Source organism: Rhodanobacter sp. Root561 (assembly GCF_001427365.1).
GTDB lineage: Bacteria > Pseudomonadota > Gammaproteobacteria > Xanthomonadales > Rhodanobacteraceae > Rhodanobacter.
This window is the reverse complement of the sequence record NZ_LMGH01000001.1, coordinates 1,055,765-1,076,341: the sequence shown is the minus strand read 5'-3', so window position 1 is coordinate 1,076,341 and position 20,577 is coordinate 1,055,765. Positions and strand designations below refer to the sequence as shown.

The window sequence follows — 20,577 nt, the reverse complement described above, 5'->3', positions numbered from 1 at the left end:
TGCCGGCTGGCATAAGCCGTTTCCCGCAACCCGATCAATCGCCGCGTGTGACTTCTGCCGGTGCCGCATCGCCGGCCTTCTGCGCCAGCGGCAGCGCGTCCGTCACCAGGTGCATCAGGAACCGGCCCGGCTGCTCCTGCATCACCATGTGCGCCGAGTCGGCGAACAGCACCAGGTGCTTCGATGGTGCGCGGATGCGCTCGAACCATTGCTCGGCCAATTCGTGCGAGGTGGTGTAGTCGTGCTGCCCGACGAACAGGAGCACCGGGCAACCGAAGTCCGTCATGTCATCGAGATCCACGCCGAGCAGCGGCTGCAACAGGTGGTTGAGCGTGTACACGCTGCCCTTGCCGATCGCGTCGAGCTCGGCCTGGTCGTAGTCGGGCGAGAGACCCTCGGCATCGGCGTAGTAGGAGAAATCCTTGCGGCCATGAGTGAGACCGCCGTAGTAGGTCTCCCACCTGCTGCGCGTGCCGATGCGCTGCAGCGTCATCGGCACCGTGCCCGGATAAGGCATCAGCGCCTCCAGCTCACGCACGGCCTGCGGGTTGTGGTCGGCTTTTGCCGCACGCAGGGCGAAGGCGAAGCCGATCTCCTCGTTCCTGCGCACATTCACCACCTGGCCCACGCCGATGTAGGCGTGGAACCAGTCCGGATGCTGCCGGGCCAGTCGCGTGCCCAGCACCGTGCCCCAGGAATGGCCGAGCAGGAAGATCTTCTGCTTGCCGTAATGCTGGCGCAGGTACTGCACGACCTGCGCCGCATCGTCGGTCATGCCTTCGATCGTCATGCCCGGCGACATCTGCTGCTCGGTGTTGGCGGCGTAGGTCTTGCCCGCCCCGCGCTGGTCCCATTGCACGACGGTGAAGAAGTCCTCCCACGGCGACTGGAAGGTGTAGCTGGCCGGCATCGTCACCGCGGCCGGGCCACCGTGGAGAAACAGCAGGATCGGATTGCGCCGGTCGCGGCCGCGGATCGACAGCCACTGGTCGATGCCGCCGATGCGCAGCTTGATGCGTTCGTCCACCCCGTTCGGCGAGACGATCCTGCGCGTGTTGTCGATGATGCGGGTGACTTCGGCGCGCGAAATCATCTCCGCTGCAGCGCCGGAGGACGCGACAGGCGCGGCGGACGAAGCGGCCGTCGCCTGGGCAGCCGATGCATCGCGCCACAGCGTGCCCAGCACGGCCATCGCCACGAGAAGGAATGCGGTGCGGAACATGCTCATCGAAACTCCACGTCGGAAAAAGGTTGAATACGGTCGATCGCCGCCGAGCGGCGCCGTGATGGCGGCGTGCGAAGACAGGCTCACGGTCACACGCTCCGCGTCGCCACGACCGGCGGCACCGCCGCCGCGCGCAGCGCCGGCCCCAGCACGGACAGCTGGCCCAATGCCCACAGCACCAGCGCCGCGATCGGCAGGTAGAACCATGGCAACCGGGGCAGCTCGTAGTGCTTCATCAGCAACAGGTTCAGCGCAACGGCCAACAGCAAGCCGAGCGCGATGCCGCCCGTGACGATCAGGAAATTCTCGATCTGGAAGTAGTGGAGGATGTCGCGCCGGGTGGCGCCGATGGCGCGACGGATGCCGATCTGGTGCGTGCGCTGCTGCACCCAGAAACTGGACAGTCCGACCACGCCCAGCGCGGTCAGCGCCAGCAGGCAGCCGATCACCACCAGCAGCAGCCAGATCAGCGCGCGATCATCGTGGAAGTAATCCTTCACGGTATCCACGTAGCTGTGGTTGTCGGTGAGGACGCGCTGGTCGTCCACGCCATCCAGCACCCTGGGCAGGTCGCGCTGCACGGCGTCGCGCGCCTCGGGCGTGGTGCGCAGCACGTACATGCCACCGGCAAGCGAACGTACCGGCCACAGGAAGCCCGACTCGACGCCCTGGTATTTGGTGATGCTCGGGTTGAGCAGATGCGCGACCACGCCGACGACATGCACGGCATGCTGGCCCTTGTCGCCGAGAAAGATCGCCTTTCCGATCGGTGACTGGCCTGGCCACAACCGCCCGGCCAGCGCCTGCGTAACGATCATGACCGGCGGCGGCGGGTCGTTGGAGCCCTTGTAGTCGACATATTCCGCCGGCAGGAAATCGCGCCCGGCCGAGAGCTGCATCCCCAGCGTGCCAACGTAGCCCGGCGTGCCAAGGTACTCCACGAGGTTGCAGACCCGGGCCGCCTTGTCGCCACCCGGGCGGATGCCGAGGCAGGTGCTCCAGTAGTTGCGGCTGAGCGGCAGCGAATTGACCATCGCCACCGCCTTGACTCCCGGCATGCCGCGCAGGGCAGCAAGGTCGGCGGCCGTCTGGCTGGCACGGCTGGCGGGGGTGGCGTCATCGTCGATGCCGCTGCTTCTGGCCCATACCAGTTCGTTGTCGGCCACGCCCGTGGTCAGCTGCATGGTGCCCAGGCGATCGCCGATCAGGAACAGGGCATTGGTGACGATGGCGCAGGTCAGCGCGATCTCCAGCACGACCAGGATCACGGTGGTCTTGTGGTGTTTCAGTGCGGCAACGATCGGATGCATGGTCATGCCCTCACTGGATCTTCAACAGGCGGGCCGGCGCCAGGCGGCAGGCGCGCCACGCCGGAAACACCGCGGCCAGCACCGTCGCGCAGACGGCCAGCACGAAGGTCGTCAGCAGCATCGTCGTGTCCAGGTGTGCCAGGACGGCGTATTGCGCCGGCTGCTGCCGCACGATCCACAAGCCGAACGCGGCCAACAGCAAACCGGCCCCGCCACCGCTCAAGCCCACCAGCGAGGCCTCCACCAGCAACTGGGCGAACACCGCCCGCCGCGAAGCCCCCATCGCCCGGCGCACGCTCAACTCGCCGCCGCGGCGCAGAAACTTCACCAGCAGCAGCGCCACGGTATTGAGCAGGCAGACCAGCATGAAACCCAGCGCCAGCAGGCCCTGCAGCTGCACGCTGCCGGGCACCACGTGGTTGTAATCCAGCCAGCCCATCACGTCGCGCAGGCGCGTGTTGGGCGGTCGCACGAACCGACCCAGCGCCTTCTGCTCCTGCGAGTAGTGGGTCAGGAACTCGCGATAGCCGGCAACCTGCGCCGGCGTATCCAGCTGGACCCAGAATTGCGTCCACACGCAGTCGGAATTGCGCATGTCGCCATCCTCGGGCATGAGGCCCCAGCAACTGATGCTTCCGGAGGTGCCCTGCTTGAGCGCAATCGCCGTCTCCAGCGGCAGGAAAATTTCCTCGGAGCGGGCATAGCCGCCGTGCGTCAGGTCGTAGTAGTGCGGCACCGGATCCCACGCATCGATCACGCCGATGACGCGAAAACCATACTTGCCCAGTTGCAGCGACTGCCCCACCGCGCGATCGGCACCGTACAGCTTGTCGGCCAGCTTGCGCGAGAGCACGGCCACCCGCGCCTGCTTCTCGTCGTCCGCCGCGGTCCAGCCGTTGCCGTAAGCGAACGGCACATCGAACAGACCGAAGAAGTCGGCCGAGGTGTAGCGCGCGTCCGCGAAGAACGCACGCGCCTTGCCTCCTTCCGGACGTACCGTCACCTGGCCACCGGTCATCGCCACCTGGCGCACGCCCCGTCCTGCGTGCAACAGGTTCATGGCATCGGTCCAGGTCAGCTGGTCGGGCGGGTCCTCGCCTGCCTTGTAGTCTTCCATGCTCTGCGGATCCAGTTGCGGATAGAACAGCTGGGCACTGCGATCGGGTATCGGATCGGCGGTCATCACGTGCAGCAGGGTCAGCATCGTCATGCTGGCGCCGATGCCCAGCCCGATCGCCAGCACCATCAGCGCGGTGAGCACCGGGTTGCGCTTCAGGCTGCGCAGCGCGAGATCCATGTAGTAACCGAACATTCCGTTCCCCTTCTTCAACACGCTTTCCGCGAAAAGCCCGCTGGCGGGCGACGTCTTGTCCCTTGACGAAGCCCGAACAGGAGTCAGCGGGCTCCCGCAGGTCTTCGTCATGATCTTGTCGCCACGACCGGTGGCACCGCCGCTGCACGCAGCGCCGGACCCAACACCGCCAACTGACCCAACCCCCACAGCACCAGCGCGCCGATCGGCAGGTAGTACAGCGGCAGGCGCGGCAGTTCGTAGTGCTTCATCAGCACCAGGTTCAGCGCGAATGCCAGCACCATGCCCAGCGCGATCCCGCCGCCGACGATCAGGAAATTCTCGGTCTGGAAGTAATGCAGGATGTCGCGACGGGTGGCGCCGATGGCGCGGCGGATGCCGATCTGCCGACGGCGCTGCTGTACCCAGAAACTGGCCAGGCCGACGATGCCCAGCGCGGTGACCATCAGCATCGCGAAGATCACGCCGACCAGCATTGCGGCCATCACGCGGTCGTTCTTGAAGACGTCGTGGCGCAGGTCGGACACGCTCTGGCTGGCTTCCCGATCGATCACCACCTCCGGCACCGCCTTGGCCACCGCCGCGAGTGCGTCGCGCATGACTCGCGGCATGTCGCCCGGGTTGGCCCGCAACAGGTAGCTGCCGGTCAGGTACGGACCCGGCTGCGCCGGCAGGAATACCGACCACTGGCGTTGCTCCGGCGTCCACCCGGTGGGATCGGGGCGGACCAGATCCTTCAACACGCCGACGACGCGGTAGTGCGACTTCAGCGACCAGAACTCCTTGCCCAGCGGATCGGCGCCCGGCCACAAATGCTCGGCCAGCGCCCGGGTGATCTGGACGCTGCCGCCGTCGGGCATGAAGCCGCTGAAGGCCCGAAAATCGTCGGGTTGCGGCGCGCGCCCGGCGACGACCTTGGCGCCGAGTGCCTCAAGGCTGCCGGGACCGCCCACATAGAACTCGATCACGCCGCCAAAATGTTCGCCGGCCGCATCGGTCGAAATTCCAGCGGTACCGCGGCGACTGCCGAACGGTATGGAATTGATCGGCGACACCGACTCCACGCCGGGTACGGCGCGCAACGCGGCGAGCGCCCGTGCGTCCACGTCGGCTGCCTGAGCGGAGTCGTAGCCGGTCAGCTGCACCGACGCCAGCGCCGCTTCATCCGCGCCACTGACGATGTGCATCGCCGAGACGCGCTGGGAAATGATGAAGCAGGCGTTGCACAGCACCGCGCACGCCAGCGCGATTTCCAGCGCGATCAGGATCGTGGACAGGCGGTGCTTGCGCAGCGCGGAGAGTATGGGCTTGATCTGCATGGTTCCGATCCTCACAGCGTCTTCAACTGCAGCGCGGGCGCAATCCGGCTGGCCCGCAAGGCGGGCAACAGGCCTGCCAGCAGGCTGGCGGCGACGGCGAGCGCAAAGGTCAGCCCGAACATGCCGAGGTCGAGGTGGGCGAGATCGGCATATTCCACGGGCTGCCGCCGCACCAGCCACAGACCCAGCAAGGTCAGCAGCCAGCCGCCGATGCCGCCGACGAGGCCCACCATGCCCGCCTCCACCAGGCACTGGGCGAACACCGCGCCACGACTGGCGCCCAGCGCGCGACGCACGCCGATTTCGCTGCTGCGACGCAGGAACTTGGCCAGCAGCAGGCCGATCATGTTGAACAGGCAGATGGCAAGGAACGCAAAGGCCAGCCACGTCTGCAGCTTCACGTCGCTGGGCACCACGTGGTTGAACACCAGCCACTCCATCAGGCCCGGCATGCGGGTCTGGGTCGTGGCGAAACGCCCGAGCTGCTTTTGCTGCTGCGCATAGTTCGCGATGAAGGCGCGGTAGTCCGCCACCTTGGCGGCGTCATCCAGTTGCACCCACAAGCCGACCCAGACGCACGGCGCATCCTGCAGGTGCCCCGGCCTGGGAACGGAACCCCAGCAGGTGAACTGCCAGAAGTTGCCGTCGTTGACGTCAAGCCCGCTGAAAAACGGCATGAACACATCTTCCGGCTTGCCGTAGAACGATGCTGTCTGGCCTTCGGCGAAGCGCCCGGCGCGCACATCGTAGAAGAGCGGCGAGGGTCGCCACTTCTTCATCACGCCGACGATTCGCACGTCGCTGTCCTTCAGGCGCAGGGTCTTGCCCACGCTGTCGGCGCCGCCGAACAGGCGGTCGTTGAGGTCGGAGGAAATCACCGCCACGCGCGCACGGCCGGCGGCGTCGGCTGCTGTCCAGGCGCTGCCGTACTGGAACGGCACCTGGAACATTGCAAAGAAGTCGGAGGTCGTGGCCAGCATCGGCACCATCAAGGGCGGCAGCTTGGCATCCGGCGCACGTACCTTGACGTCGCTGCCCGCCATCAAGGCCTGCCGATCCGCGCGATGCGCGCTCCACAGGTCCACCGCCGAGCGGTAGTCGAGCATGTCCAGCGGCCCGCCCTTGGCGTAACCGGCCGGCGAGGCATCCACCTGCGGATAGAAGATGTGCTGGCTGCGACCCGGCAACGGATCACCGGACAGCAGATGCGTCACCGTCAGCGTGGTCATGCTGGCACCAATGCCGACGGCGATCGCCAGCACCATCAGCGCGGTGAGCATGCGGTTGCGCCTGAGGCTGCGCAGCGCGAGGTCGAGGTAGTAGCCGAACATTCCTGGTGCTCCTGGATCTGGACTCCTCCTGCAAAACCGGAGGAGGTCGGGAGGGCTCCTGACATGAAGATCAGGAGCACCCCTCCCCAACCCTCCCCTGCCTTGCAGGGGAGGGAGAAAACGTCACACCGAACGCGTCGCCACCACCGGCGGCACGGCTGCCGCGCGCAGGGCCGGTCCCAGCACGGCCAGTTGTCCGATCAGCCACAACGCGATCGCGCCCATCGGGAAGTACATGCCCGGCAGGCGCGGCAACTCGTAGCGGGTCATCAGGAACAGGTTGATGCCGTAGGCCAGCACCATGCCCAGCACGATGCCGATGGTGGCCAGCAGGAAGTTTTCGGTCTGGAAGTAGTTGAGGATGTTGCGACGGGTCGCACCCAGTGCACGGCGCACGCCGATGGTGCGGCGGCGTTGCGCCACCCAGAAACTGGCCAGGCCGACGATGCCCAGCGCGGTGACGATCAGCAGCGCGGCGATGACGCCGACCAGGATGCCGGCCATCGCCCGATCGTTCTGGAAGAACGCGCCGCGGATGTCGTCCAGCGTGTCCTTCTTGAGGACGATGCGATGCGGGTCGGCCTTGCGCAGCACCTTTGCCGCTTCCGAAAGCACCTGCTGGCGCTGGTCGGGCGCCGTGCGCAGCACGTAGCGCGACGCGCTGGCCGCGCTCAATCGCAGGGGGAAGATCATCGTCCACTGCGCCGCATCGTCGCCCATGAACAGCGACGGCCGGATCAGCGACTGCACCACGCCGATCACGCGCACGGAGGTGTCGCCCAGGTAGATGTTCCTGCCCAGCGCGCTCTGCCCGGGCCACAGGCGCTCGCCCAGCGCCTGGGTGATCACCACCGAGCCGACCTTGTTCTGCAGCTCGGGGTTGCTGCGCATGTCGTCGTAGTCCAGGTATTCGTCGGCGCTGAAATCCCGCCCCGCCACCAGCCGGGCGCCGAAGCTCGCGATCAGGCCCTCGCCCATGTACATGGTGGCGTTGAGCGTGGGCAGCTTCTGCGCGGGATCGAGCTTGATGCTGGTGTTCGACGAGCTGTTGGTGAACGGCACCTGGTTGAGCAGGGCTGCCGCGGTCACGCCGGGAATCTGCCGCAGCAGCGCCAGGTCTTCCTGGGCGCGCGCCTTGCCATTGGCGGGCTTGCCGATGTTGGCGACCTGCACCTGCAGCAGTTCGTGCTCGGCCACGCCGCTGGCCATTTCGGTGCGCTGCAGGCGCTGGCTGATCAGGAACACGGCGTTGCAGACGATCGCGCAGGTCAGCGCGATCTCCAGCACCAGCAGCAGCGCCGTGATCTTGTGCCGGCGCAGGGTCGAGAAGATGGGCAGGATGTCCATGTCAGTTGCTCTTCAGTTGCAGCGCGGGAGGAGTCAGGCAGGCGCGCCAGGCCGGCAGCAGGCCGGCCAGCAGGCTGGCCATGACGGCAGCGACGAAGGTGACCAGCAGCATCGGCAGATCCAGGTGCGCCAGCGCGGCGTAATCCGAGGGCTGCCTGCGCACCAGCCACAGGCCGAGCAAGGCCAGCAGCAGGCCGCCGACGCCGCCGACCAGGCCCACCGCACCGGCTTCGACCAGCAACTGGGCAAACAGCGATCGGCGCGAGGCGCCGAGCGCACGACGAACGCCGAGCTCGCCCGCGCGGCGCAGGAACTTGGCCAGCATCAGGCCCACGGTGTTGACCAGGCACACCAGCAGGAAACCGAACGCCAGCCACACCTGCAGATGCACGTCGCTGGGCACCACCTTGTTGTAGTCCAGCCAGCCCATCACGTCGCGCAGGCGCACATTGGGCGGTCGCTGGAAATGACCCAGAGCCTTCTGCTCCCGCGAATAGTTCAGCAGGAATTCCCGATACGCGGCGGCCTCGGCCGGCGTGTCCAGCTGCACCCAGAATTGCAGCCAGGTGCAGGTGGCGGTTTTCATGTTCTCGCTCGATCCCTTGTCCCAGCAATCGGTGGAACCGTTGCGGGCGAACTTCAGGTCGGTGGCGGTGGCCAGCGGCACGAACACGCCTTCATCGGCGGAGTAGCTGCCGGTGTTGAGATCGTAGAAATGTGGCGTCGGCCGCCAGCTGTCCAGCACGCCGACGATGCGAAACGCCACGTCGTTCATGCGCAGGGTCTGGCCGGTGCTGTCCTTGCCGCCGAACAGCTTGTCGTTGAGTTCGCGGGTGAGCACGGCCACATGGGCGCTGGCCTCGTCGTCGCTCGCGTTCCAGCCCTGCCCGTAGAGAAACGGCACGTCGAACATCGGAAAGAAATCGGCCGTGGTATAGCGCGCATCCTCGAAGAACGGATCGATCGAGGATTGCGCCGGCTGGATCGGCACCGCGCCGCCGGTCATCAAGGCCTGGAAATGGGCGCGTCTGGCCTTCAGCAGGGCCATGCCGTCGATCCAGCTGACCTGCTCCGGTGGCTCGTCCTGCGGCTTGTAGCCGTCCATGTCCTGCGGATCGAGTTGCGGATAGAACAGCTGATGACTCTTGCCGGGCAAGGGATCGCCCGACAGCACGTGCAACACGGTCAGCGTGGTCATGCTGGCGCCGATGCCCAGCGCCAGCGCCAGCACCATCAGTGCGGTGAGCGCCTTGTTGCGCTTGAGGCTGCGCAGGGCCAGGTCGAGGTAGTAGGTAAACACCTTCGGTGTCTCCTTCGAAGTGGGAATGGAGAATGGGGAATGGGAAAGGCCAAGGCGGGCGGCTGTTGCTCTACCGATTCCCTGTTCCCCATTCCCCCTTGTTGATCACACTGCCCGCGTCGCCACCACCGGCGGCACGTTGGACGCGCGGCGGGCCGGCACGAACACCGCGGCCTGGCCGATCGCCAGCATCGCCAGCACACCGGTCAGCACGTACAGCACCGGGATGCGGGTCATCTCGTAGTGGCTCATCAGCCACATGTTCAGACTCAGCGCCAGCAGCACGCCGATCACCACGCCGGTGCCGGCGATCAGCAGGTTCTCGATCTGGAAGTAGTGCAGGATGTCGATCTTGCGGGCTCCCAGCGCGCGCCGCACGCCGATCTGCCGATGGCGCTGGCCCACCCAGAAGCTGGTGAGACCGACGATGCCGGCGGCGGTGACGCACAGCAGGATCAGCGCGACCACGCCCATCAGGATCGCCATGCCGCGATCGGCCTGGTAGGCCTTGTCGCGGATCTGGGCGAACGAGCGAACGCTGTCGTCATCCAGCACGCGCATGGGGTTGACCTTGTACAACACCGGCGTCACCGCGCGCATCACCGCGTCCAGCTGGCCGGGTTTGGCACGTATCGCGTAACGCGAGAAGTTCGCGTCCAGACGGGTCGGCACCAGCGTCGCGTTCCACACGAAGCTGTTGGTCCAGGTGCCGGTACCGGGTACCTGCATGCGCTCGACCATGCCAACGACGGTGGTGGGTTTGGTCGACCCGTTGAGATAGATCACCTTGCCCAGCGCGTCGCCCTTCGGGAACAGTTTGTCGGCCAGTGCCTTGGTCAGGATCACCACTGACGGCTCGCTGTTGTCGCGGAAGCCCTGGTGCCCCACGTCGGCGGCGGTGAAGTTGCGCCCTGCCACCAGGCGCAGGCCCAAGGTGGAGAGCGCCTGATCGTCGCTGAAGTAGTAGGTGGTGCGGGTGCCATGGAAACTGCCCTGGTTGGTGTCCCCGGGCTTGTGGTCGACCGCGCCGTTCCACGACGAATTGAGCAACGGCAGCGAGTTGATCGGCGCCACCGACGCCACGCCCGGCATCGCGCGCAGGGCGACCAGGTCGGTCAGTTGCAGGCTGTCGAGCTTTTCCACGCTGGCGGCGTCGTCGCCGCTCGGCGCGCCCACCCATTGCTGGCTGACCAGCATCAGGTTGCTCTCGTCCAGGCCGGTCGGCCGGTTCACCCGTTCGATGCGCTGGCCGATGATGAACACCGCGTTGCAGACGATCGCCAACGTCAGCGCGATCTGCAGTGCGATCAACACCACGCCGGCCTTGTGCTTGCGCAGTGCCGCGAGGATGGGATGCATGGTCATGGGCATAATCCTCAATTGCTCTTCAGTTGCCACGCGGGTTGCACGCGTGATGCACGGAACGTGGGGTAGAGCCCGGCCAGCAGGGTGGCCAGCACGGCGACCACCAGGGTGACGACGAGCAGGGACAGGTCCAGCCGCGCCAGATCGGAAATGCTCTTGGGCAACACCATGCCCACGCTGGCCACGCCGACACCGGTCAGCAGCAGGCCCAGCACGCCACCGGTCAGGCCGACCACGCCAGCCTCGGTGAGGAACTGCAGATAGATCGCCTTGCGTGGCGCACCCAGCGCGCGACGCACGCCGATCTCGCCGCTGCGGCGCAGGAACTTGGCCAGCAACAGGCCCACCGTATTCACCAGGCAGACCAGCAGCAGGCCCAGCGCCACCAGCAGCGACACCTTGGTGTCGCTGGGCACGACCTGCTCATGGTCGAGGAAGGCCGGCAGGTCGCGCAGCTTGTTGTTCGGTGCCCAGGTGAACCGGCCGGCTGTCTGCTGCGCACGCGCATAGCCGTCCAGATACTGGCGATAGGCGGTCACCGCGGCAGCGTCTTCCAGCTCGGCCATATAGGCGATCCAGATGCAGCTGGATTGCTGCAGGCCGACGAAGCCCGACTCCTTCGGCGTTTCGCTGCAGTTGGTGTTGCCGTCGTTGGGGATGCCCACGGCGATGGCACGCTCGAAGGGAATGAACACGTCCTCGACCTGCTCGCTGAAGCCGCCGGTGTTGACCACGTCGTAGAAGCGGGGCTGTGGATTCCAGTTGTCCAGCACGCCGGACACGCGGTAGTCCTTGCCTTCGATGTTCACCGTCTTGCCCACGCTGTTGACCGCGCCGAACAGCTTTTCGTTGAGCTTGCTGCTGATCACCACCACCGCTGCGCGCTGCGCATCGTCCTGCGCATCCCAGCCGCTGCCGTACAGGAACGGCGCGTCGAGCATCGGGAAGAACTCGCTGTAGACGGCGTGGCCGCCCACGTTGAGCGGATGCTTGCCGGCCTGCGCCGGCACCACCGAAGGCGAGATCTGGTACATCGCCGATTGCCGCTTGGCCCGGTGGTCGCGCATCAGCGCCATCGCGTCGGTGTAGTTCATCGCATCCTGCGGCTCGTTGTCGTCGCCGCCGCGGTGCCCCTTCGGCCCCCATGCGTCGATCTGCGGCACGAACAGCTGCGACGACTTCCACGGGATCGGATCGCCCGACACGGCGCGGAACACCGACCAGGTGGTCATCGACGCGGCCACGCCGAAGCCGATCGCCAGCACCATCAGCGCGGTCAGGCCGGGACTTCGTTTCAGGCTGCGCAAGGCCAGTTCGAGGTAGTAGGCAAGCATTCCGTTCACTCCGAGGTTTGTCTTCTCCCCTGCCCTGCAGGGATGAAATGAGAACTCACACGCTCCGTGTCGCCTCCACCGGCGACACGCGCGAAGCACGCAGCGCTGGTGCCAGCACCGCGCCCTGGCCCAACACCAGCAGCGCCGCCACCCCGGCCACCACATAGGCCAGCGACAACCGCGCCATTTCGAACTGGGTCACCATCCACAGGTTGATGCCGATCGCCAGCACCGCACCCGCCAGCACGCCGCCGATCCCGATCAGCAGGTTTTCGGTGAGGAAGTAGCTGAGGATGTCGCCGCGGGTGGCGCCCAGCGCACGACGCACGCCGATCTGCTTGCGCCGCTGGCCGACCCAGAAGCTGGTCAGGCCCACGATGCCGGCGGCGGTGATCGCCAGCAGCACGACGCTGATGATGCCCATCAGGATCGCCATGCCCACGTCACGTTCGTAAGCCCGCTGGCGCACCTGGGCGAAGCTCATCACGCCATCCTTGTGGTCGATGATGCGCATGCGGCTCTGCGCGAACAGCGCCTTCGGCGCGTCACGCATCGCGGCGTCGAGCTGGCCGGGCTTCGCCCGCACCAGGTAGTAGGTGTAGTCATTCAACAGGCGCGCAGGGATCAGCACCGCGTTGTACGCATACGGCCCGGCCCAGCTGCCGGTCATGTGCGCCTGCAAGGTGTCGGTGATGCCGATGATGGTGGATGGCGCCTGGCCCATCGACACATAGATGGTCTTGCCCAGCGCCGATCCCTGCGGGAACAACCGCTGCGCCAGGTCCTTGCTGATGATCACCTGGGCGGAGTGCATCGCGTCGCGGGGTTTCTGCGCGGCGATTTCGCTGGCGGTGAAATTGCGCCCCGCGATCAGGCGCGTGCCCAGCGTCGCCAGGGTGTGCTCATCGGAAAAGAAGATCGCCGAGTCGGTGGTCATCTTGACCTGGTCGGGCTGCAGTTTGATGAAATTGTCCCAGCCGGTGCCGCGCAGCGGGAAGCTGTTGGTCGAGGCGGCGTCCTGCACGCTGCCGAGCTGGCGCAGGGCGATCAGGTCGGCCTGCATCTGCGCGTCGATGCGCTGCGTGTCGGACTTGTCGGCCCAGTCGCTGCGGATCACGAACAGGTTGTTCTCGCTCACTCCGCTGGGACGCGACATCCGCGTGATGCGCTGCTGGATGATGAACAGCGCGTTGCAGACGATCGCCAGGGTCAGCGCGATCTGCAGCGCGATCAGCACGGTGCCCGCCTTGTGGTGGCGCATCGCGGCGAGGATGGGTTTGATCTGCATGATGGTCTGGCCCTCCTCAGTTGGATTTCAGCTGCCACGCCGGCTGCACCTGCGCGGCGCGCCAGGTGGGATAGAACGCGGCCAGCACGGTGGCCGCGATCGCCACCAGCAGGGTCATCGCCACCAGCGACAGGTCGAGATGCGCAAGCCGGGCGATCTCCGGCTCGAACAGCAGGCCGACGCCGAACATGCCCAGTGCAGTGAGCAGCAAGCCGAGCACGCCACCGGCCAGACCCACGGCGCCGGCCTCGATCAGGAACTGGTGGTAGATCTCGCGCCGCGGCGCACCCAGCGCGCGGCGCACGCCGATCTCGGCAGCGCGGCGCATGAACTTGGCCAGCAGCAGGCCGATGGTGTTGACCAGGCAGATCGCGAAGAAGCCCAGTGCCACCATCAGCGAGATGCGGCTTTCCGGCGGCACCACCTGCTTGTAGTCGAGCCAGTCATTGACGTCGCGCAGACGCACGTTCGGCGCCCAGTGGAAGCGGCCGGCACGCTGCTGGTCGGCAGCATAGTGGGTCAGGAATTCGCGGTAGCTGTTCGCGGCGGCCGGATCGGCCAGTTCCACCCACACCGGGATCCACACGCATTCGCCGTGCAGCCAGGCTTCGCGGCCGACACCGAAATCCGTATTGCTGCCGCAATTGTTGCGCCCGGCGGTGTCCATCGCCACATCGATCGCCCGGGTGAACGGCAGGTACAACTGCACCGGATCGCCGAAGGCATTGCTGCTGAACAGGTCGTAGAAGCGCGGCTTCGGATCCCAGTGCGCGGTCACCCCGACGATGCGATAGCTGTGCCGATCCATGGTGATCTCTCGGCCCACGCTGTTGGCGCCGTTGAAAAGCTGCTGGTTGAGCTCGTGGCTGATCACCGCCACGGCAGCGCGGCCATCGTCGTCGCCGGCATGCCAGGCGCCGCCGTACTCGAACGGCACGTCGAACATGTTGAAGAAGTCGGCGTTGGTGGCGTAGCCGTCGGCGATGAACGGCAGGCTCTGGTTGCCCTCGGGCAGCACCGACGGCGCCACGTTGTAGAACAGTGTCTGGTGCGTGGCCTTGTGCGCCGCGACCAAGGCGGTGGCGTCGGTATAGGTGAGTGCCTCGGGCGGCTCGCCATTGTCGTTGTACTGCGGACCGCGGTTGTCGATCAGCACCGTGTACAGCTGCGAGGACTTGGCCGGGATCGGATCACCCGACACCGCGCGGAACACCGACCAGGTGATCATCGACGCGGCCACCCCAAAACCCACTGCCATCACCATCAGCGCCGTGAGCATGGGGTTGCGCCGCAAACTGCGCAGGCCGAGTTGAAGGTAGTAAGCGAACATGTCGAGTTCCGGGATGGGGGGATGGGGAATCGGGAGTGGGAAAGCGGTGGCCTCGCGAGCATTTGCTCTCAACGATTCCCTATTCCCAACTCCCCATTTCCTGTCTCTCAGCCATGCGCCCCGTCGGCGGCCGCGTGCACGCTGTGGAAGCGCGGGTCCTCGGACAACTCGACCACCTGGCCGTCGATGATGTGCACGTTGCGCTGGGCACGGGCGGCCAGCTCCGGGTCGTGCGTGACCATCACGATGGTGGCGCCGTCGCGGTGGATTTCCTCGAGCAGTTCGAGCACGCCGCGGGCCATCTGGGTGTCCAGGTTGCCGGTAGGTTCGTCGGCCAGCAGCAGGCGCGGCGAGCCGGCCAGCGCACGGGCGATCGCCACGCGCTGCTGCTGGCCGCCGGAGAGTTCGGCCGGGTAGTGCTTGGCGCGCGAGGCGAGGCCGACGCGCTCCAGCGACTCCATGATCCGCTGCTTGCGCTCTGCCGCCTTCATGCCGCGGTAGCGCAGCGGCACCTCGATGTTGTCGAACACATTGAGGTCGGGGATCAGGTTGAACGCCTGGAAGATGAAGCCGATCTTCTCGTTGCGGATCTTCGAACGGGCGTTGTCGTTGAGGTTGCTCACCTCAATGCCGTCGAGGTGGTACTCGCCGCCGGTGAAGGTTTCCAGCAGGCCGGCGATGGTCAGGAAGGTGGTCTTGCCCGAGCCGGACGGACCGGTGACGGCGACAAACTCGCCCTCCTTCACGTCGATGTTGAAATCGCGCAGCGCATAGGTCTCCACCACTTCGGTGCGGTAGACCTTGGACAGGTGGGTCATCTTCAGCATGGTTACGTCCTTTGGTGGTGGTGTTGTTTTGCCCTCCCCTGCACGCAGGGGAGGGAGAAAGTCTTTAGTTGCTTATCGCGACCGTGGCCGCGCTCTTGAAGCTGTCGGTGCCGGAGATCACGATGCGGTCGCCTTCCTTCAGGCCTTCGAGGATCTCCACCTTGTCGATGCTGGAGGCACCGACGCGGATCGGGGTTTTCTTGGCGATGCCGTCGCGCACCAGGTAGGCGTAGCTGCCGCCGGATTCGTCGACGAAGGAGCCACGCTGCACGGTCAGCACGTTGTCGCGCTTGTCCAGCAGCACGCGTACCGACAGGCGCTGGTTCTGGCGCAGCTGCTTCGGCGTCTCGCCCTCGAAGCGCAGCCGCGCGGCGACCTGGCCGTTGACCACTTCGGGCGAGATCGCGCTGACCAGGCCCTTCCAGGTGTGGCCGTTGCCACTGATCTCGCCGGCCATGCCGATGCCCAGGTCGCGGGCAAAGCTTTCCGGCACCTGCATCTCCACCTGCAGCGCGGACAGGTCGATCACGCTGAGCAGCTGGGCGTCTTTCGCCACGGTGGCGCGCTCGGCGATGAACAGCTGGCCGACCTGGCCGTCCACCGGCGACTTCACGTTGAGGTCGTCAACCTGACGCTGCAGATCCTTCACCAGCAGCAGCTGGCGCTCGTGCGCAAGCTTCTTCGACTGGATGTCGAAGTTGAGGCTGGCGTTGTCCATGCCCAGGTCCGCCTGCGCATGCTGCAGGGTGATCTTCGCCTTCTGCAGCGCGTCCTTGGCGCGGTCCACGTCCATCCCCGGCACGGCACCCTTGGCGAACGCTTTCTGGTTGCGGTCGAGATCGCGCTCGGCGGCCTGCTCGTCGATCCTGCCGTTGTCGAACGCCTTCTGCAGTTCGCCGCGCTTCTTGCGCGCGTCGATCTGCGCGCGCTGGTAATCCACTTCCATCGCGTCGGCGTTGCTCTGTTCCTGCGCCAGCTTGTTGGTCAGCTCGGGGCTGACGATGGTCGCCAACACCTGGCCGATCTTTACCGTGTCGCCGGCGTGCACCTTCAGTGTGACCGCACCACCGGAAGTGGCGTACAGGGTCGGGCTGACCGCCGCGACCACCTTGCCTTCGGCGGCGATGTCGCGCACGAACGGGCCGCGTTCGACGGTGGCGAACGCCAGCCGCGAACTGCTCACCGACGCGGAGGCCGAGAACATCCGGCTGATCCCCGGCGCCAGCCAGGCCAGCAGGGCCAGCACCAGCACGCCGGCGCCCGCCAGGATCAGCCGGCGTTTGGGATGGGATTTGACCTGGACCAGTTTGTCCTGCGCAGAAGTGTCGCGAATCATCATGCCGTTCCTGACCGCGGACAGCGCGGTTGCAGGCAGGTCGATGCAATCCGCGTGCCACCATCGGCATGCAGAAATATTCGAAGTTCTTCAATGACTTCCGCAACACCGCGCGGCCGTCTCCGGTGTCCGCGGACACTCGACGGACGGTCGGACGAACATGCGGGACCCGCGGCTTTCGGGAGCTAGTCGCTGTTGGCCAGTTGCAGCGGCACTGCCTCGGCTTGTGCGATCTGGCCGGCGACTTGCCGGCCCAGCGGCGAGATCGGCAGGCACGGTTCGGCGCCCAGCACGACGAGGCCGCCCAGCCTGCGGGCGTGGAAGCGCAGCACCTTCGCGTACACCGGACGCGGCTGGCGCAGCCGGCGCGAAGGTCGAGTTCCCGGCACCGCCCGGCCGTGATCGAGCAATCGATCCCACGCCAGGTAGTCGGTGTCCGGCAACAGATGCAGGCGGGCACAACCGCGGCCTTCGCGATCCAGGCATTCGATCCACTCGCGCGGACCTTCGCTGGTGATCGTGCCGGCGGCGGCCAGGCTGCGGGTCTGCAGCAGCGGCGCCAGCTGCATCATGTCGACCAGCAGGCCGCGGGGCCATTCGCGCAGCAGCGTGCCGTCGGGCCGCATCGGCACGTAGAGCACGCTGCCCAGCTCGGGCAGGCGCTCGACCAGCTGCGCCGGCATCGTGCGCAGGCAGCGCCAATGGATGGCCGGGGCCGGCCTGGCCCGCCGCAGATCCTGCAGCCGATGGACTGGCGGAACGAACATCGATCACCTCGGGCGGAATGGCCCGGCGGGCGCCGCAAGCGACGCGCTGGCTGAGGCTGGGAGATATGCGCCGCTCACCCGGACGCGGACGACGCAGGGCTATTTGGTCAGGATCAGCTTGTCGTTGCGGGTGAGGCGCAGGTGGTACTCGCTGCCCTGGTGCTGGATCACCAGCTCGCGCTCGCCTTCCAGCAGCGTGTGGCTGGAAACGCGTCGCGCAGCCACCGGCGACGTGGCGGGCAACGCCAGCACCGGCCGCTGGATCGACCGGGACGGCATGGAGTGGCTCGGTGACAGGACGGACATGGGCAGATCCACGAAAGAAGAGTGACGGCTTTAATGATAATGATTCTCATTAGCCTGTCAACCGCCCTGCCCGCCCGCGTGCACTCAGGCGGCTTCGACGATCGTCCTGATCCGCTGCGCCAGCGTTGCGTCCAGCTTCGGCAACACTTCCAGCGCGCCCAGATTCTGTTCCAGCTGCTCACGCCGGCTCGCGCCCAGCATCACCGTGGACACATGCGGATTGAGCAGGCACCAGGCGATCGACAGTTGCGCCAGGCTGCCACCCAGCTCATCGGCGATCGGCTGCAGGGCGCGCACCTTGCGCAGCCGATCGTCACCCTTGCCCAGCACGCTTTCGCGCAACCACGCGTAATCCGGCTGCGCCAGGCGCGAGTCCGCCGGCACGCCATCGTTGTACTTGCCGCTGAGCAGGCCCGAGCCCAGCGGCGACCAGATCGTGGTGCCCATGCCGTACGCCGCGTACAGCGGCGCGTACTCCTGTTCCACCCGCTCGCGGTGCAGCAGGTTGTATTGCGGCTGCTCCATCACCGGAGCGTACAGGTGGTTCTCGCGGGCGATCCGGTGCGCCTCGTGGATCGCCTCGGCCGGCCATTCGCTGGTGCCCCAATACAGCACCTTGCCCTGGCGCACCAGCGTGTCCATCGCCATCACCGTCTCGGCGATCGGCGTATCCGGATCGGGGCGATGGCAGAAGTACAGATCCAGGTAATCCACGCGCAAGCGCTGCAGCGCCTGCGTGCAGGCTTCCATCACGTGCTTGCGCGACAGCCCGCGCTGGGTCGGCAGCGGCTTGTCCACCGCGCCGAAGAACACCTTGCTGGACACGCAGTAACTATCGCGTGGAAAGCGCAGGTCAGCCAGCACGTCGCCCATCACCTGCTCGGCCACGCCGTTGTTGTAGGTCTCCGCGTTGTCGAAGAAATTCACCCCGCGATCGTGCGCCAGCGCCAGCAGCTCGCGCGCCTCCCCGCGCCCCACCTGCTTGCCGAAGGTGACCCAGGCGCCGAACGACAGCGCGGAAAGTTGCAGGCCGGACGTACCGAGGCGGCGGTATTGCATGGGAGAACTCCTGAACGGGGAACTGAAAGTCTACGCCTTGGGCACGTGACGGGCGGTTGCTCGCCGCGCGGCGACAACGGTCCCTTCCACTCCGCCGCCGCGCGGCTATGCCCAAGGAGATCGGGGTGCGGCGGATCGCGCATCACGGGCGTGAACCCGAACCCCGTTCGGGCTGAGCGTAGCGTTGCAGGTGCGCACGTGGAGAGCGACCAAGGATGGTCGCAGCTTTGGGGAGCGAGGAAGTCGAAGCCGCGCCTGCGGAATGACATTCGGCCTCGGAACGCCCTGCGGCGGCGCGGAAAGGGCGCCGCTTTCGTATGGAAACGTGGCCGCGGCCCCAGCGCCCGTCCTACAGGAAGCGGATGGCCAGCGCCAGCACAATGGCCGCAAACACGCCGGCGATCACGTCGTCGATCATCACGCCGAAGCCGCCTTTCACGCGGCGGTCCAGCCAGCGGATCGGCCAGGGTTTCCACACGTCGAACAGGCGGAACAGGGCGAAGCCGATGATGATCCACCACCACGGTGCAGGCAGCACCAGCAACGGCAACAGCGCGATCCACTGGCCGATGAATTCGTCCCAGACCAGGCTGCGGTGATCGTCGACGCCGAGCGCGCGGCCAGCCGCGGTGCATGCCCATACGCCGAGCGCGAAACCCGCCAGCAGGATCACCACGTAGATCGGCAGCGACAGTTCGCGCAACCACAACCACGGCAGCAGTGCGGCCAGCGAGCCGAACGTGCCTTGCGCCACCGGCGCCAGGCCCGAGCCGAAACCGGAGGCCAGCCAGCCGGCGGGCGTGGCCAGCAAGGCGCGACGTTGCTCGGCGCTCAAGGTCTTCTTTGCGCTCACGCGAAATGCTCCCAGCCGGGCCGATCCGTGTTCATCCACTCGCCATCGAGGCCGCGCACGCGCACGCCGGCGCCTTCGACGATGCGCCCGATCCGGGTCGCGCCACAGCCCAGCCGTGACAGGTCGGCCTGCACGTCGGCCACCCGTGCCGCCGGCACGGTGAAGCAGAGTTCGTAATCGTCGCCGCCGCCCAGCGCGCACTGCAGCGCAGCCGCTTCGTCGTACAGCGCCATCAGTGCCGAGGATCGCGGCAGCAGTGCCGCGTCGATTTCCGCGGCTACGCCGCTACTGTTGCAGATGTGGCCGAGGTCGGCGACCAGGCCGTCGGAGACGTCGACGCAGGCGCTGGCTTGGCCGCGCAGGGCGACGCCGGCGGACAGGCGTGGTGTGGGTCGGTTGAGCCGTTCGATCAGGAAGGCACGCAGGCCGGCGCGGGTGTCGTCATCGGACAGCGGTTGCTGCAGCGCCTGCAAACCCGCCGCGGCATCGCCCAGCGTGCCGGTCACCAGCACCGCGTCGCCGACGCGCGCGCCACCCCGGATCAATGCCTTGCCCGGCGGCACGAAGCCATGCACGGTTACGCTGATCGCCAGCGGACCGCGCGTCGTGTCGCCGCCGACCAAGGCGAGTCGATGCGGCCTGGCCAGTTTGCCGAAGCCTTCGGCAAAACCTTCGACGAAGTCGGCATCCGCCTTGGGCAGGGTCAGCCCCAGCAAGGCCCACGCCGGGCTGGCACCCATCGCGGCAAGGTCGGAAAGATTCACCGCCAGCGCCTTCCAGCCGATGTCGGCGGCAGCCGTGCCGCGGGGGAAATGCACGCCCTCGACCAGGGTGTCCAGCGCGACCGCCAGATGCTGTCCGACCGGCGGCAGCAGCAGCGCGGCGTCGTCGCCGATGCCCAGCTGCACGTCGTCACGCGCCTGGGCGGTGAGTTCGCGGATGCGTTCGATCAGTCGGAATTCCATCGG

At 66.7% G+C, this 20,577-nt stretch carries 18 protein-coding genes; all 18 read right to left on the bottom strand.

The genetic code is table 11. The features are described 5' to 3' along the window. Window positions 1-34: 34 nt before the first annotated feature. Window positions 35-1,228 carry an alpha/beta hydrolase gene (locus ASD55_RS04565; RefSeq protein WP_056764016.1) on the bottom strand — a complete coding sequence of 398 codons (1,194 nt, stop codon included), beginning with the start codon at window positions 1,226-1,228 and terminating at the stop codon, window positions 35-37. A gap of 86 nt (window positions 1,229-1,314) precedes the next feature. Next, window positions 1,315-2,535, bottom strand: a complete 1,221-nt coding sequence (locus tag ASD55_RS04560; protein ID WP_056764485.1) for an FtsX-like permease family protein — start codon at window positions 2,533-2,535, stop codon at window positions 1,315-1,317. A 10-nt stretch (window positions 2,536-2,545) separates the two neighbouring features. Next, on the bottom strand, window positions 2,546-3,847 hold the full coding sequence (locus ASD55_RS04555) for an ABC transporter permease (RefSeq protein ID WP_056764015.1): 1,302 nt from the start codon (window positions 3,845-3,847) through the stop codon (window positions 2,546-2,548). Between the two features lie 107 nt (window positions 3,848-3,954). Then, complete coding sequence (locus tag ASD55_RS04550; protein ID WP_056764013.1) at window positions 3,955-5,166, bottom strand: FtsX-like permease family protein; 1,212 nt, start codon at window positions 5,164-5,166, stop codon at window positions 3,955-3,957. Between the two features lie 11 nt (window positions 5,167-5,177). After that, on the bottom strand, window positions 5,178-6,497 hold the full coding sequence (locus ASD55_RS04545; protein ID WP_056764011.1) for an ABC transporter permease: 1,320 nt from the start codon (window positions 6,495-6,497) through the stop codon (window positions 5,178-5,180). A 123-nt stretch (window positions 6,498-6,620) separates the two neighbouring features. Beyond that, on the bottom strand, window positions 6,621-7,844 hold the full coding sequence (locus tag ASD55_RS04540; RefSeq protein WP_056764010.1) for an FtsX-like permease family protein: 1,224 nt from the start codon (window positions 7,842-7,844) through the stop codon (window positions 6,621-6,623). Window position 7,845: 1 nt separating this feature from the next. Beyond that, window positions 7,846-9,144 (bottom strand): ABC transporter permease, encoded by a 1,299-nt coding sequence (locus ASD55_RS04535; protein WP_056764008.1) that lies wholly within the window; start codon window positions 9,142-9,144, stop codon window positions 7,846-7,848. Window positions 9,145-9,249: 105 nt separating this feature from the next. Beyond that, on the bottom strand, window positions 9,250-10,509 hold the full coding sequence (locus ASD55_RS04530) for an ABC transporter permease (protein ID WP_056764006.1): 1,260 nt from the start codon (window positions 10,507-10,509) through the stop codon (window positions 9,250-9,252). 11 nt (window positions 10,510-10,520) lie between these two features. Then, window positions 10,521-11,843 carry an ABC transporter permease gene (locus tag ASD55_RS04525; protein ID WP_056764483.1) on the bottom strand — a complete coding sequence of 441 codons (1,323 nt, stop codon included), beginning with the start codon at window positions 11,841-11,843 and terminating at the stop codon, window positions 10,521-10,523. 55 nt (window positions 11,844-11,898) lie between these two features. Continuing rightward, window positions 11,899-13,131 (bottom strand): FtsX-like permease family protein, encoded by a 1,233-nt coding sequence (locus ASD55_RS04520; protein ID WP_056764005.1) that lies wholly within the window; start codon window positions 13,129-13,131, stop codon window positions 11,899-11,901. A 16-nt stretch (window positions 13,132-13,147) separates the two neighbouring features. Then, window positions 13,148-14,461 (bottom strand): ABC transporter permease, encoded by a 1,314-nt coding sequence (locus tag ASD55_RS04515; RefSeq protein WP_056764003.1) that lies wholly within the window; start codon window positions 14,459-14,461, stop codon window positions 13,148-13,150. A 107-nt stretch (window positions 14,462-14,568) separates the two neighbouring features. Next, on the bottom strand, window positions 14,569-15,288 hold the full coding sequence (locus tag ASD55_RS04510; protein ID WP_056764002.1) for an ABC transporter ATP-binding protein: 720 nt from the start codon (window positions 15,286-15,288) through the stop codon (window positions 14,569-14,571). A gap of 64 nt (window positions 15,289-15,352) precedes the next feature. Beyond that, the gene (locus ASD55_RS04505; RefSeq protein WP_056717538.1) at window positions 15,353-16,624 is read right to left on the bottom strand and encodes an efflux RND transporter periplasmic adaptor subunit; all 1,272 of its coding nucleotides are present in this window, start codon (window positions 16,622-16,624) and stop codon (window positions 15,353-15,355) included. Window positions 16,625-16,809: 185 nt separating this feature from the next. Next, window positions 16,810-17,391: a hypothetical protein gene (locus ASD55_RS04500; protein WP_056764000.1), complete on the bottom strand. Its 582-nt coding sequence runs from the start codon at window positions 17,389-17,391 to the stop codon at window positions 16,810-16,812. 99 nt (window positions 17,392-17,490) lie between these two features. Continuing rightward, on the bottom strand, window positions 17,491-17,670 hold the full coding sequence (locus ASD55_RS04495) for a hemin uptake protein HemP (protein ID WP_200946078.1): 180 nt from the start codon (window positions 17,668-17,670) through the stop codon (window positions 17,491-17,493). Between the two features lie 111 nt (window positions 17,671-17,781). After that, window positions 17,782-18,756 (bottom strand): aldo/keto reductase, encoded by a 975-nt coding sequence (locus tag ASD55_RS04490; RefSeq protein ID WP_056763997.1) that lies wholly within the window; start codon window positions 18,754-18,756, stop codon window positions 17,782-17,784. Window positions 18,757-19,105: 349 nt separating this feature from the next. After that, a complete protein-coding gene (locus ASD55_RS04485) occupies window positions 19,106-19,609 on the bottom strand; it encodes a phosphatidylglycerophosphatase A (protein ID WP_056763995.1) in 504 nt (167 codons plus the stop codon). Beyond that, a complete protein-coding gene (gene thiL / locus ASD55_RS04480) occupies window positions 19,606-20,574 on the bottom strand; it encodes a thiamine-phosphate kinase (RefSeq protein WP_056717493.1) in 969 nt (322 codons plus the stop codon). Before thiL ends, ASD55_RS04485 begins: the two co-directional genes overlap by 4 nt. Between the last annotated feature and the right edge of the window lie 3 nt (window positions 20,575-20,577).

Bases quoted from the DNA above. Each gene is read 5' to 3' on its own strand.
- ASD55_RS04565 (WP_056764016.1), bottom strand. From the start codon at position 1,228: ATGAGCATGTTCCGCACCGCATTCCTTCTCGTGGCGATGGCCGTGCTG.
- ASD55_RS04560 (WP_056764485.1), bottom strand. From the start codon at position 2,535: ATGCATCCGATCGTTGCCGCACTGAAACACCACAAGACCACCGTGATC.
- ASD55_RS04555 (WP_056764015.1), bottom strand. From the start codon at position 3,847: ATGTTCGGTTACTACATGGATCTCGCGCTGCGCAGCCTGAAGCGCAAC.
- ASD55_RS04550 (WP_056764013.1), bottom strand. From the start codon at position 5,166: ATGCAGATCAAGCCCATACTCTCCGCGCTGCGCAAGCACCGCCTGTCC.
- ASD55_RS04545 (WP_056764011.1), bottom strand. From the start codon at position 6,497: ATGTTCGGCTACTACCTCGACCTCGCGCTGCGCAGCCTCAGGCGCAAC.
- ASD55_RS04540 (WP_056764010.1), bottom strand. From the start codon at position 7,844: ATGGACATCCTGCCCATCTTCTCGACCCTGCGCCGGCACAAGATCACG.
- ASD55_RS04530 (WP_056764006.1), bottom strand. From the start codon at position 10,509: ATGACCATGCATCCCATCCTCGCGGCACTGCGCAAGCACAAGGCCGGC.
- ASD55_RS04525 (WP_056764483.1), bottom strand. From the start codon at position 11,843: ATGCTTGCCTACTACCTCGAACTGGCCTTGCGCAGCCTGAAACGAAGT.
- ASD55_RS04520 (WP_056764005.1), bottom strand. From the start codon at position 13,131: ATGCAGATCAAACCCATCCTCGCCGCGATGCGCCACCACAAGGCGGGC.
- ASD55_RS04515 (WP_056764003.1), bottom strand. From the start codon at position 14,461: ATGTTCGCTTACTACCTTCAACTCGGCCTGCGCAGTTTGCGGCGCAAC.
- ASD55_RS04510 (WP_056764002.1), bottom strand. From the start codon at position 15,288: ATGCTGAAGATGACCCACCTGTCCAAGGTCTACCGCACCGAAGTGGTG.
- ASD55_RS04505 (WP_056717538.1), bottom strand. From the start codon at position 16,624: ATGATTCGCGACACTTCTGCGCAGGACAAACTGGTCCAGGTCAAATCC.
- ASD55_RS04500 (WP_056764000.1), bottom strand. From the start codon at position 17,391: ATGTTCGTTCCGCCAGTCCATCGGCTGCAGGATCTGCGGCGGGCCAGG.
- ASD55_RS04495 (WP_200946078.1), bottom strand. From the start codon at position 17,670: ATGCCGTCCCGGTCGATCCAGCGGCCGGTGCTGGCGTTGCCCGCCACG.
- ASD55_RS04490 (WP_056763997.1), bottom strand. From the start codon at position 18,756: ATGCAATACCGCCGCCTCGGTACGTCCGGCCTGCAACTTTCCGCGCTG.
- thiL (WP_056717493.1), bottom strand. From the start codon at position 20,574: ATGGAATTCCGACTGATCGAACGCATCCGCGAACTCACCGCCCAGGCG.